This is a genomic window from Haladaptatus sp. AB618 (assembly GCF_024136965.1).
Classification (GTDB): Archaea; Halobacteriota; Halobacteria; order Halobacteriales; family Haladaptataceae; genus Haladaptatus.
This window is the reverse complement of record NZ_JAMYJX010000001.1, coordinates 632819-645489: the sequence shown is the minus strand read 5'-3', so window position 1 is coordinate 645489 and position 12671 is coordinate 632819. Positions and strand designations below refer to the sequence as shown.

Below are 12671 nucleotides of genomic sequence, written 5' to 3'. Positions count from 1 at the left end.
GGAAACTACTTAGTCCGGGGACGGCAGAAACACCACCATGACGAGTGTGAAGGAGTTCCGGGTCGAGGAAGAACCGACGCCGGACTCACTCGGGCGCGGGTCGTTCGTGTTCACGAACGACTACTCGGTGTTCGACTGGGGCAAGATGCCCGATACGATTCCGGACAAGGGCGCGAGCCTCTGTACCATGGGCGCGTTCAACTTCGAACGACTGGAGGAGGAAGGCATTCCGACCCACTACCGCGGCGTCGTTTCCGACGGCAACGTGGTTTCCCTCTCGGACGTGACCGAACCGCCGACCGAGATGGCCATCGATCTGACGCAGGTACCGAACCTGCCGCACGAGGGCCGAGATTACGATTACGAACTGTTCCACAGCGGCGCGAACGACAACTACCTCATCCCGCTGGAGGTCGTCTTCCGTAACAGCGTGCCGGTCGGATCGAGTCTGCGCCGCCGCACCGACCCCGCCGACCACGGGCTGGACTTCCCGGAGTGGCCCGATGGAGCCGTCCAACTCGAAGAGCCGGTGATCGAGTTCTCGACCAAGTTCGAGAAGGGCGACCGATATCTCTCGCGGAGCGAGGCGGACGAAATCGCGGGGAAGGCCGACATCTCGGAACTGGAACGCGTCGCACGCGAGGTCAACGACCTCGTCACCCGGCAGGCCGCGAAATCGAACCTGACCCACGAGGACGGCAAGATCGAGTGTCTCTACTACGACGGCGAGATTCGCGTCGCCGACGTGGTCGGCACCTTCGACGAGAACCGGTTCACCTTCCACGGCCAGCAGGTCAGCAAGGAGTTCATCCGCCAGTACCACAAGCGCGAGCAACCCGCGTGGGTCGACGCCGTCAAGGACGCCAAAGTCGAGGCGAAAGAGCGGGACATCGCCGACTGGAAATCGCTGTGTTCCGAGGACCCACAGCCGCTCCCGGACGAACTGCTCACCGCCGCCCGTGACCTCTACACCGCCGGTACCAACGCCTACGTCAGCCGCGACTTCTTCGACGCGCCGTCGCTGGAGGACGCCGTCATGGCCGTCAAAGAGCTGTAAAATCGGCGAACGGGCTTGGATAGGTGCGTTTTAGCGTTGTTTTTCGGAAAGAAGTATTACTCTGGATTCGCTGACTGTCGTCGAGAATCGTCTCTCGGAACAGCAACGAGGTGGGTTTGTCTGGTGTGTGATTGCGGTTACTGGTAGGTAGACTACCTCGAAAGCCCCCGCCCGTTCCCTCCGCACAGAAGGGTTTGATTCCTAGTCTGATTTCAGTACCCGAGCCGCATGAATACCGCAATCGCACCACGCCCTCCCCAACCTATTCCTCCGCTCACGGGAATTTAAGTCGCTCCGTCATCCCTCGCGCGCGTTTCTCGCGCGCGCCACTCGGTTGGACGGGCGGGGCGATATTGGCCAGCTGACCGGCGTGCGGAGGCGCACGTCAGTACGCCCGCGCGAGGTCTTCGTGAGCGAACGATGTGAGTGAACGAATGGCTCGTCAGAGCCTGACGGTGGACGAGCGACCGTAGGGAGCGAGGAGGTTGGGGAGGTGTGTGGGTGGTGCGGTGGCGGTCGGGTAGGACTGAAAGGGGCCGCCCGCTCGCGTTTACGTGGGCGTCTGTGCAGGCAACTATCTGTGCGAACGGTGTGGAGAGCACAGATATCCTGCACAGCGACCGCGAGCGGGCGGGGGCTTTCGAGGTCGTCTGCTTCTCAGCAACTCCAATCGCAAAGCAATCAAACCCATGTCGTAGCGAGCGGCCGGGGGCTTTCTGGGCCTTCATCGTAGTCCTTGCCGTCACAAGAAATTCGGCTCGAAATCAGTTACGTAGCAATCCCTGTCGGTGACGAAGCTTTTTATGCGAGACCGAACCAAGGGACCCACAGCACCGTCAGCTCACATAACCCATGCCCTACGATAGAAACGACGTTCGTCGCGCGTACGACCGAATCGCGGATGAGTACCTCGCTGAGCGAAGTGAAGACGACGACAGCGAGGACCTCGCGTTGTTGGAGGAGTTCTACATGCACCTCCCGGAGGACGCCCGCGTGCTCGACGCCGGTTGTGGTGCCGGTCGTCCCATCGCGCAACTGCTGGCGGGGGATGTCGATCTGGTCGGAATCGATTTCTCGCGCGAACAGATAGCCCGTGCCCGGAAGAACGTTCCCGAGGGGCGGTTCTGCCAAGCGGATATGACCGAACTCGGATTCGGAGACGGCACGTTCGACGGTATCTGTGCCTACCACTCGATCATTCACGTGCCGTCGGGCAACCATCCCGACGTAGCACGGGAGTTCCGTCGTCTCCTGCGGCCGGGTGGCCATCTCCTCCTTACGATCGGTTCCGAGGCGTGGGAGGGAAGTAACGACGATTGGCTCGGGACGGGTGTCGAAATGCATTGGAGCATCCCGTCGCCGGACGAGAGCGAGCGAATTCTGGAGGAATCAGGGTTCGAAATTCGCTGGCGACACACCGTAAACGACGAGATGGGCGGAACCGCCACGTTCGTCCTCGCACGGCGTACCGAGTCGGAAGAGACGAAGTAATTTCAGTCGTCGGACTCGCCGAGAGCGAGGGTCCCGTCGATCGGTCCGTCAGGCATCTCGGCGTCGAGTTCGGGTGGCATGCCGAGTTGATACTTCGATTCGTCACCACCGCTTTCGCGCAGTTCCGTTCGACCGCGACGGATCTCCACGTCGTCGTTGAGGTGGAGGCGGACGGCTTCGAGGAGCGCGTCGGCTTCGAGCGGTTGGCCGCGTTCGCGTAGCGCTTCGACCGCGGCGTCGTCCGGGACGTTGAACACGCGCTGGGAGATAATGGGGCCCTGATCCAGATCGGTCGTCACGTAGTGAGCGGTGACGCCAGCGATGCGAGCACCCGCTTCCTTGGCCTGTCGGTAGGCTTTCGCGCCGGGGAACGCCGGGAGCAGGCTTGGGTGGATGTTGATGATGCGCCCCTCGTAGCGGAAGACGACGTTGGGGCTCAAAATGCGCATGAACCGCGCGAGGACGACGAGGTCGGTGTCGTAGTCGTCCAGCAGTGAGAGCAATTTCTCTTCGTCGTGGACGCCGCCGTCATCGCCGACGTCGTGGAAGGGGATTCCGTGCTCGGTCGCGAGCGGTTCGAGGTCGTCGTGATTGCCGATGATGACTCCGATTTCGGCGTCGAACTCGTCGCGGGCGTCGAGCAGTCGCTGCAGACAGTGGGACTCCTTCGTGACGAGGACGGCGACCTGTCGGGAGTCGCGTTCGGACGGGAAGCGGACGCGGACGTCCACATCCAAATCGTCGCCGAGGTCGGCGAGGTCGCGCCGGAGTCGGTGTTTGCTCACGTCCATGTCGCTCGTCTCGACGTGGACCGTCATCCGGAAGACGCCCTCGCGGACGGCTTGGTCGATGTCCTCGATGTTGATTCCGCGCTCGAAGAGGAGGGTCGTGACGTTGGCGACGAGTCCGGTGTCGTCGTCGCCGACGACGGTGATTTCGGTTAGCTCTCGGTGGTTCATCGCTTCACCTGCCGGTTGCGAAATTGGGCCATAGAGGATGTGTATTGCGGGCGGGCGGGAAAAGTATTCGCTCCCGTGCAAAATTTCCCGACCGTGCTGACAATCGTCAGGGGGTGCCTATACGGGTTCCCACTGCCCGGGAGTACCACGAACGTGCACAACGAATCGGTTCCAAAAGAGCTTTTGAACACGAACGCGCACGGTCAACCGATGACTGCTTACACCGCGACGGTGACGGTTCGGCTAAAGGCGGGCGTGCTCGACCCGGAGGCCGAAACGACCCGAGGAGCGCTCGAACGACTCGGTTTCGAACTGGAATCGCTGCGCTCGGCGGACGAGTTCGAAATCGACCTCGACGCCGAATCGTCCTCGGACGCGGAGGAACGCGCCGGGGAGATGGCCGAGCGTCTGCTGGCCAATCCGACGATTCACGACTACACGGTGGCCGTCGAGGAGCGATGACGGTCGCAATCGTCCAGTTCGGCGGGAGCAACTGCGACCGCGACGCGATTCGCGCGCTCACCCACATCGGCGTGGACGCGGAACTCGTTTGGCACGAGGACGACCTGCCGGAGGACACGACCGGCGTGATGCTGCCGGGTGGATTCTCCTACGGGGACTACCTCCGTGCGGGTGCCATCGCGGCGAACTCGCCCATCATGGGACAGGTGCGCGAGGCCGCCGAGTCGGGCGTTCCCGTCCTCGGCGTCTGCAACGGCGCACAAATCGGCTGTGAGTCCGGACTCACGCCCGGCGCGTTCACGACCAACCGGAGCGCGCGCTTCCAGTGTGAACACGTCTACCTGCGCGTCGAAAACGCCGACACGCCGTGGACCGCGGCCTACGAGGAAGGGGAAGTCATCGAAGTCCCCATCGCACACGGCGAGGGGCGCTTCGAGATTACCGACGAGAAGTACGAGGAACTCGACGCCGACGACCGTATCCTCTTCCGCTACTGCGACGAGAACGGCGTCGTCAACGACGAGACGAACCCCAACGGGTCGAAAGGTAGCGTGGCCGGAATCATCGGCGATTCGGATTCCGTCGCGGTCATGATGCCCCATCCCGAGCGAGCGACGCTCCCCGACATCGGCGGCACCGACGGCGAGGGCGTCCTCTACGGGTTCGCCTGAGCTTCGATTCTCGAACAATCGGATTTTCTCGACTCAGCGTCCGGACGTGAACACGCCCGTCACGCGGGGGAGTTCGCGCGAAATCGCGTGGCGTTTCAGCAGGCAGAAGCCCGCGAAAACGATACAGAATCCGACGACGGTCAGAGGGGTCACCACCTCGTCGAGGAAGTACCAACCCGTGAGCGCCGCGAACAGAGGGGCAACGTACGAAACGAGGTTGATCTCGACCGCGCCGAGGCGATCGAGCAGGTCGAAGTAGATCAGAAAGCCGATCGCGCTCGCGAAGATGGAGAGGTAAGCGATGGCGACGATTGCGTCGGGCGTCCACCGGATCGCCGAGAAAGATTCGCTCGGGCGGGCGACGCTGATGGCGTGCATCATGAGCGCGCCGAGGAGCATCGACCACGCTTCCATCGTCTCGATGGGGAGTTCGGCCTCGATTCGCTGCGTGAGGACGCTGCCGAGCGCGAACGAGAACGCGGCGAGGAACACGAGCAATTGCGGAATCACCGTCGTCGTCAGCGATTCACCCGAACCGGAGTTCGAGAGGCTCAGGACTGCCACACCGACGAATCCGAGAAGCAATCCGGCGATTCCGGCGGGCGTAAGCCGCTCGCTGGGAAGGAATATCCTGGCGAAACCGGAGGTCAGAATCGGGCTGAGGCTGACGATGATGGCGGCGGCGGCGCTCGGCGTCCGTCGTTCACCGATGAACAGGAACGAGTGATACGCCGCGATCATCAGCGCGCCCCCGACGAGGACGAGCGTCCACTCGCCGCGCGTCCGTGGCCGCCAGCGGTCGGTCACGTAGATGGCGTAGGCGAGCATCAACACGCCCGCCACGTCGTAGCGAATCGCCGCGAACAGGACCGGCGGAATGAACTCCAGTCCGGCCCGGATGGCCATGAACGCCGACCCCCAGAACGCGGCGAGAATAACGAACAGCAGAACGTTTCGATACCGGGTCACTGTACGAGGTCTCTCCCGAGAGGTGGTGTAGGTTTCGAAAACCCACCTCGAATGCCGCATCATTTAATCGCTTAAAGCGACAGTGGGAGCTTCGAGACCACTTGATTCCGCAGTTGGACGCTCATCTTCCCGCAGAACGCGAATTGTAATCCTGCATCAGATGAGTGTCGGTACTCCCCTTACTGAGGTTGTGATTAATCTGTTGGCACAGTGGGATAGAGCTATCGGCATAATGTGTCTTAGTCCTCGATCCCATTACCGCTCGAATGGTTCTCGGTTAGTATTGGCTACCAACGGATTAGCTTCCAGTATTATACTTGATTTCGATACCCAGGTGTCTGAACATCCAGTCGATAGCCGCAATCGCACCAGATGCGATGAAGAATCCTGCCGATACCATACTCGCTAATAGACCATATCGAATGACGGTTTCTGTACTGATGAATGGCGGTATAATATCGTATGCGAGTGCTACCGTCGAGATTGAGGTGAAGATAACAGTTAGTACCCCAGACAATATTCCCAACATTGCAAGCTGTAGGCTGATTCGTTCTTGAATCAGTTGGATAATCGGATATTGAGCAGAAGTCGGCTCTCTGACCTCGCTTTGAAGCCACCATAGTTTAGATCGTCCTGGCTTTCGTGATCCTACGATACCTTCGTCCTCCAAATCATCTAATCGCCGACGGACTTGGCGTGGGACGAGATTCACATGTTCTGCAATCTCCGAAGTTGTGAGGATAGAATGGTCCTCTCGTGCGAAGGCATTGAAAATTCCTTCATTTTGCTCTTTCAGATATGGGTCTATATCCTCCACCTCTTCGCTGTCTTTTGATTTCATCATGATGTCCCTATGCGGACACGGACATGTCTGAATGCAGACGCACTGTGTCCTTGTCCCGATAGAGACGTTCGCACCCTCTTATAATCCTATGGCAAGCTGAACCTAATTTGTGATGTATAGCAAACAAACCAATCGTGTCGAAATTGTTCGAGATAGTGACAAAGAGTGCGTAAGAACGGTGGTTACGAATGTCTGAAGAGCCTCTTGTGGTTGGAGGTACATTCCTAATTGGTGGTATTTTCATGAACATATTATCGTCATCGATATATACAGTGATGGATGTCCATCTTCGAGGATGGGCATGGTTGCTAATACTGATTGGCATCACCATCATCGCCGTTCGGTTACTCGCAATGATGGAGTAATCAGTCATCGATGACTATTTGATCAGAGTACCACCACAAATGACAATATTCAGTAGCAAAGTTGAAGTCTTCTTACTCCAGAATTACTTATGTTGGATCCAGCGTAGGTTTCTGGAATGCAGCCAGAATCCTCGTTGTTCTACGAAGGGAATATTTGGTACAGCAACTGCACGGTTACGAGGATGAGGATTGTTGTGCAGATTACGAGGAGCAATGAGAATTGGGAGAGGACGAGAAGCAATACCCAAATGAGACATGCTATAGCAATAACGAACTTCTGAACTGCATTGAGTAGTGTGCTAAGCTTCTCGACAACGACTGTAATTGATTGAATGTTATTCTGGGGCGATTCATCCTTCTGACCGTTGATGTCACTCTCTGTCCTCATGTCTTACTCTCGAAGATCAACGGAGCAGAATACAACGCATGGGTGTTGGATCCAGCGTAGATTTCTGTCCGTGAACCTCGTTTTCAATTTATCCATAATCCATATATAACTGTTGTCCATACACAAGGCTCTTATGACATAGATTAAGGATCTTAAAGGCCCAACAATAGAGAATAGCGGGCTTGTATCGGTGAAATCCTCTATCGTGAAAAACCACGGTGGAAACTCCATTTATATAGGGATAGATCATTCCGTCATAGATAGAATATTTTCCTAACTTCTCTTCGAGAGGGTCATCATACTAGATGGCGAGTGAGCGTAGAGACATCCTTCTCCCGAGATTCATGCATTGTACAAAGATATCTCGGTGTAGGAGTTTTATGTTCTTAGGACAATAATTAGTTTATGAGCTATGAAGATCTCAAATCGGCACATGTTCTTTTTAATCGACTAGAATGCAATAAATGCAAAACAGAGTTCGATGACTCTCCCAAATTTAGTAGAGTGAATGATGGTTCAGATCTTCTCTTCACAACCGATTATACTTGTCCTGATTGCGACACAGATTATAATATTCGAATTTCCGATGTAGAGGCGGGTTTGTCAATAAAGACGTATCTATCCGTTCAAGACCCAGACACCGACGTTGCTAGAATACATTCTGTAGGTATTGATCCACTTGTGAAGATGGAAACTCACAATTTTAGGGAAATTCTTGATAATTTGAATGAGCTAAAACAGGCGTTAAAAATACTCTATGTGAATGGGAGACGAATCATAGAATCTTGCGAAGAATTTCGTGAGAATGGGTTTGACGGTGATAGAGCGTTTAACACGGAGGTGATAACTGATCTCCATAATTATGCTGCATCTGCATATTCGTTTGACCAAATTTTCCATACTACTCAAAATCATTTACCGACAGATGGCGATGTCCCTAAAAGTAGAGAGGAATATAAAGAAAAATACCATGTTATTGAAGGTCTCCGAGTATATTCACAGCACAATCTAACGATTCCTGTCAACTACTCCTATTTCTATAATCCTGATCTCGACACCCAACGTAGTACGATAACTGTCCCACTTGACGAAGTACAAACGATTGAATCAGATGTAGACCGTTATCCTCCGTATGGCTATAACCATCCTAGTAAAGACAAAAATTCAGGTTGGAACCCATATTCAGAAATTGGCTTTGACAAAATTGATGTCGAATACTATGTTGAAGGTCATTTCAATGCAGCAAAATCACTAGTAAGGGTCATCTGGAAATATGCCTATGAGAAAAATGAGGATGAGTTCAAAGACTATATTGAACTACAACGGTCGTTATAGAACGTCTATTAGTTCGATGATGTCCCAAAAGTCACATCAAACGCCGATTCTTCATCATCCTCTACAGCACAATTCTCTTTGATATACCAGTGCCGTCGGTTCTCGTCAAGTGTCTCTTTGTAGTGAGCGTCATCACGTTCTCGACGGATTTCTCGTTGGTGAAGCGAACTATCCTCAACAAGGTGTCGATAGCATCATCTACGCTCTCACGGACATTCTCGACTGACTGAACTGATGTACCAAGCTGATCGACGTTGGTCGAGATACAATTCAACTGCTTCGGTCGGCGGTATTGGGGTTAGGTCCGTCATGTGTATTCAGGCCAAAACCCCAGTAAAAGGAGTCGAGGTGTAGGTTTCGAAAACCCACCCCGAATGCCGGATTCGAGAGCGGAACGTCGATCCGTCTCACCGCGCGCGGCGTTCGTCCCGAAGCGCCCGCAGCACGTCCTGTCGGGCGATGATGCCGACGAGTTTTCCGTCCTCGACGACCGGCAAACGGTTGATGTCGTTTTCCGCGTCGACCAGCAGATCGAGGACGCGGTCGATGTCGTCGTCGGGCGTCACCGTCACCACGTTCTCGCTCATGACCGTTCGGACCGGTTTTCCGGCGTTTCGCACGAGGTCGATACCCACATCGAACTCGTCCCACGAGAGGTCGAACCCGTATTCCAGACTTTCGAGAAACGGCGGGAAGCCGATGGGAATCCACAGCGTTCGGTCGCTCGGCTGAAACATATGTACGAAGTCGTGTTGGGTGACGATACCGACGACCTCCCCGTCGTCCGTGACGGGAAACCCGTTGAACTGCACCCGCGCGAGACGGGTCAGCACTTCCCCGATTTCGTCGTCGGGCGAGACGGTTTCCACCTCAGTCGTCATCAAATCGCGGGCCGTGATTGCCATACGCGAACTGAGGCACGGGGGCGGCGTAAACGTTGTTACGAAGACGGCGATGATGGCGACACGGTTCGAATATCACTTGGTCACGTTCAGCGCCGATTCCGCCGGAACGTCCAACCTCATCGTCGCTTCTCCGGATATCGCTCGTACCCTTCACCGACGGGAATTTCGAGCGCGTTTTCACGAACGTCGAGCGTCAGTTCGTCCCATTCGCCCATCTCGCCGTCCAGGCTGAACTCGACGGGCGAGTTCCCCTCGATTTCGATGTTCAGCGTCGGCGTCTGAAGGTGGGTGACGTTCTCGGTTTCGGCCCCGAACAGGCGCTGCATCGTGGCTTCCTGCAGGAGGTTCGCGGCGGGGACGTTTTCGACGATGGTCACGTCGAGCAGGCCGTCCTCCATGTTCGCCTGCGTGCGCCCCTTCGTCGGAAACCGTCGGCCGTTGCCGACGAGGACGAAGACGGCGTCGCCCGACCACGAAACGTCGCCCTCGTCGGACGCCTCGATGGAGAGCGGCAACCCCTCGTAGTCGGTCATCAACTGGAGGGTGTTCACGACGTAGGCCAGCACGCCGAGGCGCTCTTTCTGCTCGGGATCGGTCTCGTGGCTCGCGTCGGCCGTCAACCCGCCGACACAGGAGTTGACGAAGGGGCGACCGTTCGCCGTCCCGAGGTCGATCCGCCTGCGCTCGCCCGAATCGAGCACGTCGAAGGCGTGGGAGATGCTCCGGACGCCGATGTTTCCGGCGAAGTTGTTGCCCGTCCCGGCCGGGACCACGCCGAACGTCACCGAGTCCAGCGCGTCCGCTTCGTCCAACCCCAGAACGACTTCGTGGAGGGTTCCGTCACCCCCTGCGGCAGCGACCAGCGACGCGCCGCTTTCGGTGGCCTTTCGTGCGAACTCGACGGCGTCGCCCTCACCCTGCGTTTCGAGCACGGTGTAGTCGTGTTCGATGGCGAGGCTCCGGACCTGTTCGCGGTGGGTCCCGTCGCCGCTGATCGGGTTGGAGATCACGACGCGCTCGTACTCGATTCCGTCCTCGGTCGCCGCGAGGTCATCCACGGCGTCCCCGTCGGCTTTCATGCCGAGGAAAACCGGCGGAAAAACCAAAGACCTATCGGCTGCATATTGACGAACGTGTTTGCCATCGACCTACACGCCCACACGCGATTTTTCCACGGCCACGAACAGGCCGCTGCGCTCTTCGACCCGATTGGCGTCAGACTGCTCGAACTGGGAGCCCGCTATCGGGGGTTGGACGGCGTCGCATTGACGAATCACGATTACTACCATTCGTTCTCCGGGCAACTCGTGCAGACGATTCCGGGCATCGAGGTGTCCTCGACGAAGGGCCACATCCTCGTGGTCGGACCCGACCCACCGACGCGCACCTCCCCGGGGACGCTCACGCCGAAGGAGGTGGTCGAGTTGGCCCACGAACGCGGCTGTGCCGCCATCGTCGCCCATCCCTACCGGAACAGCACGGTGCGCGAGGTGGACGCGGAGTTCGACGCCATCGAGGTCAACGGCAAACATCCGCGAACCGAGCAGTGGGCGCGGGACTTGGCGGAACAGTACGACCTGCCGCTCGTCGGCGGGAGCGACGCCCACTATCCCATCGAAGTCGGACGGGCCTACACGCTGGTCGATGCCGACACGCTCACACCCGAGAACGTCGTCGCCGCGATTCGTGACGGCCGAGTGAAACCGGAAGTTCGGCGCGGGACGTTGGACAAACTCGTCCGCCGCGGCTATCGGAAGGTCCACCAACAGAAGGAGAACCTCCATCGCCCGAAGGAGGAAACGCCGGGTGTGGGAGAGCCGCCGAAAAGCGAGACGAACGGGGACGACTGAAAGACGAACGGGAACGACTGAACCATAACTACGCGCGCCGGAGCGGCGTCGTGACGCAGTGGACGCCGCCGTATCCTGCCCGGAGGTGTTCCAGCGGAATTCCGACGCCGTCCGGAACGACGTCGAGTCCTTCCGCGCGCATGGTCTCGATGAGTTCGTTGCGTGCCGGGTCGTACTCACCGTCCTCGTCGGGGTAGTGTATCGGGAGTATCTTCCCGGCGTCGAGCGTGAGGAAGTTCGTCCCGACGGCGCGCTCGTCGAACGGCACGTCGATGATGCGGTAGTCCTTCTCGGAGAGGTACTCCCCGAAGCCGATGGTTCGGAGGTGTTCGTAGCCCGTTCCCGTCCGACCGTACACCTCCACGTCGGTGTTGTCCACGAGGTGTTTTCGAGCGACCGCAATACCCTCATCGGCGATGTTGAACCACGTATCGAGGTGCATCACCTCCATGTCCGTCTCCGCCGTCTCGCCACCGTTCGTCTTCCAGGCCTGTTCCTCGGCGTCCGCGGTCCGCGGCGCGTGGACGAGTCCGACTTCGTCGTAGGACATCACGTCGGCTTCCAGCAGCGTCCGACCCGCGCCGCGTGTCGTCCGAATCGGAATCTCGGTTTCGCCCTCGAACGCCGAGATACCGAGCAGTGCGAACTCGCCCGCCGGAATGAAATCGCCGCCCTCCAACGTCTGGTCCGTGGGCTGGAAGAATTCCACGAGGCCGTTGTGGGGCCGCGGCGAACCGCCGATCGCTTCCCAACCCTTGACCGCGATTCCCGTCTCCGCGTCCCGCGTCTCGTTCCGGAACGATCCGATGACGGGACCGTCGTCCGTGACGATCTGCTGGTCGCGCTGGAAGTAGAGGTTCGAGAGCGGTTGTCGGAAACGGATGCTCGTCGTGTCGAAGCGCCCGACGCTGAAATCGTGGTCGCCAGTCTTCCCCGACCCGTTTCGGTGGCGGTACAGCGTCGCGTTGCTCCCGACGAGTTGCAGTTTTTCGTACGGGGGAAGCGAGAGCAACTCGTTCCACATCGAGTCCCGCGTCGCAGTCCGTCTGTCTCGGGGTAAATCGCTACAGTCGATACGGACGCGCGACGCGAGCAGGGCGTCGAGGGTCGTCCCCTCCGCGAGGTCGTCACAGAGATGGTGGACGGTGACGCCGTTCGCTTCGAGGATTTCGACCAGTCGTTCGTGTTCCCGCTGTGCGTTGGCGACGGAGGACTGACTGCGAAACAGGTTCGGCACCGGATCGACCGCGCCGACGAACGTTTCACACCCCGGTTTGTGTACCCGGACGGCGCGGAGTCGATCGAACTCCGCTTCGCTTCGATAATCGTACATCTGACGTTCGAATAGACGCACGACGAATAACTGCATAAATAT

Annotated in this window: 12 protein-coding genes; 6 read left to right on the top strand and 6 right to left on the bottom strand. The window is 57.8% G+C overall.

From position 1 onward, the window contains the following. Nucleotides 1-37: 37 nt before the first annotated feature. A complete protein-coding gene (locus NKF26_RS03410; protein ID WP_253225345.1) occupies nucleotides 38-1057 on the top strand; it encodes a phosphoribosylaminoimidazolesuccinocarboxamide synthase in 1020 nt (339 codons plus the stop codon). An 852-nt stretch (nucleotides 1058-1909) separates the two neighbouring features. Next, a complete protein-coding gene (locus NKF26_RS03405; protein ID WP_253225344.1) occupies nucleotides 1910-2548 on the top strand; it encodes a class I SAM-dependent methyltransferase in 639 nt (212 codons plus the stop codon). A gap of 2 nt (nucleotides 2549-2550) precedes the next feature. On the opposite strand, the gene NKF26_RS03400 is transcribed toward NKF26_RS03405, so the two are convergent. Then, nucleotides 2551-3507 carry a formyltetrahydrofolate deformylase gene (locus NKF26_RS03400; protein WP_253225343.1) on the bottom strand — a complete coding sequence of 319 codons (957 nt, stop codon included), beginning with the start codon at nucleotides 3505-3507 and terminating at the stop codon, nucleotides 2551-2553. Between the two features lie 210 nt (nucleotides 3508-3717). Between NKF26_RS03400 and purS the strand changes: the two genes are divergently transcribed. Together purS and purQ are read left to right on the top strand one after the other, a co-directional pair. Continuing rightward, complete coding sequence (gene purS, locus NKF26_RS03395) at nucleotides 3718-3969, top strand: phosphoribosylformylglycinamidine synthase subunit PurS (protein ID WP_066142421.1); 252 nt, start codon at nucleotides 3718-3720, stop codon at nucleotides 3967-3969. Further along, complete coding sequence (purQ, locus tag NKF26_RS03390; protein WP_253225342.1) at nucleotides 3966-4640, top strand: phosphoribosylformylglycinamidine synthase I; 675 nt, start codon at nucleotides 3966-3968, stop codon at nucleotides 4638-4640. Before purS ends, purQ begins: the two co-directional genes overlap by 4 nt. Nucleotides 4641-4673: 33 nt before the next feature. Here purQ and NKF26_RS03385 read toward each other — a convergent pair whose 3' ends face one another. Then, entirely contained in the window at nucleotides 4674-5609 is a 936-nt protein-coding gene (locus tag NKF26_RS03385) for an EamA family transporter (protein ID WP_253225341.1), read from the bottom strand. Between the two features lie 298 nt (nucleotides 5610-5907). After that, a complete protein-coding gene (locus NKF26_RS03380) occupies nucleotides 5908-6450 on the bottom strand; it encodes a winged helix-turn-helix transcriptional regulator (RefSeq protein WP_253225340.1) in 543 nt (180 codons plus the stop codon). A gap of 1161 nt (nucleotides 6451-7611) precedes the next feature. On the opposite strand from NKF26_RS03380, the gene NKF26_RS03375 reads away from it, so the two are divergent. Beyond that, a complete protein-coding gene (locus NKF26_RS03375) occupies nucleotides 7612-8541 on the top strand; it encodes a hypothetical protein (protein ID WP_253225339.1) in 930 nt (309 codons plus the stop codon). A gap of 407 nt (nucleotides 8542-8948) precedes the next feature. Here the strand turns inward: NKF26_RS03375 and NKF26_RS03370 are convergent, their stop codons facing one another. Next, nucleotides 8949-9446: a CBS domain-containing protein gene (locus NKF26_RS03370; RefSeq protein WP_066141194.1), complete on the bottom strand. Its 498-nt coding sequence runs from the start codon at nucleotides 9444-9446 to the stop codon at nucleotides 8949-8951. A gap of 116 nt (nucleotides 9447-9562) precedes the next feature. Then, entirely contained in the window at nucleotides 9563-10525 is a 963-nt protein-coding gene (locus NKF26_RS03365) for a diacylglycerol kinase family protein (RefSeq protein WP_253225338.1), read from the bottom strand. A 54-nt stretch (nucleotides 10526-10579) separates the two neighbouring features. Here NKF26_RS03365 and NKF26_RS03360 point away from each other — a divergent pair, with 54 nt between their 5' ends. Next, a complete protein-coding gene (locus NKF26_RS03360) occupies nucleotides 10580-11296 on the top strand; it encodes a PHP-associated domain-containing protein (RefSeq protein WP_253225337.1) in 717 nt (238 codons plus the stop codon). A gap of 28 nt (nucleotides 11297-11324) precedes the next feature. Here NKF26_RS03360 and NKF26_RS03355 read toward each other — a convergent pair whose 3' ends face one another. Beyond that, nucleotides 11325-12629: an arginine deiminase family protein gene (locus tag NKF26_RS03355; protein ID WP_253225336.1), complete on the bottom strand. Its 1305-nt coding sequence runs from the start codon at nucleotides 12627-12629 to the stop codon at nucleotides 11325-11327. Nucleotides 12630-12671 lie beyond the last annotated feature (42 nt).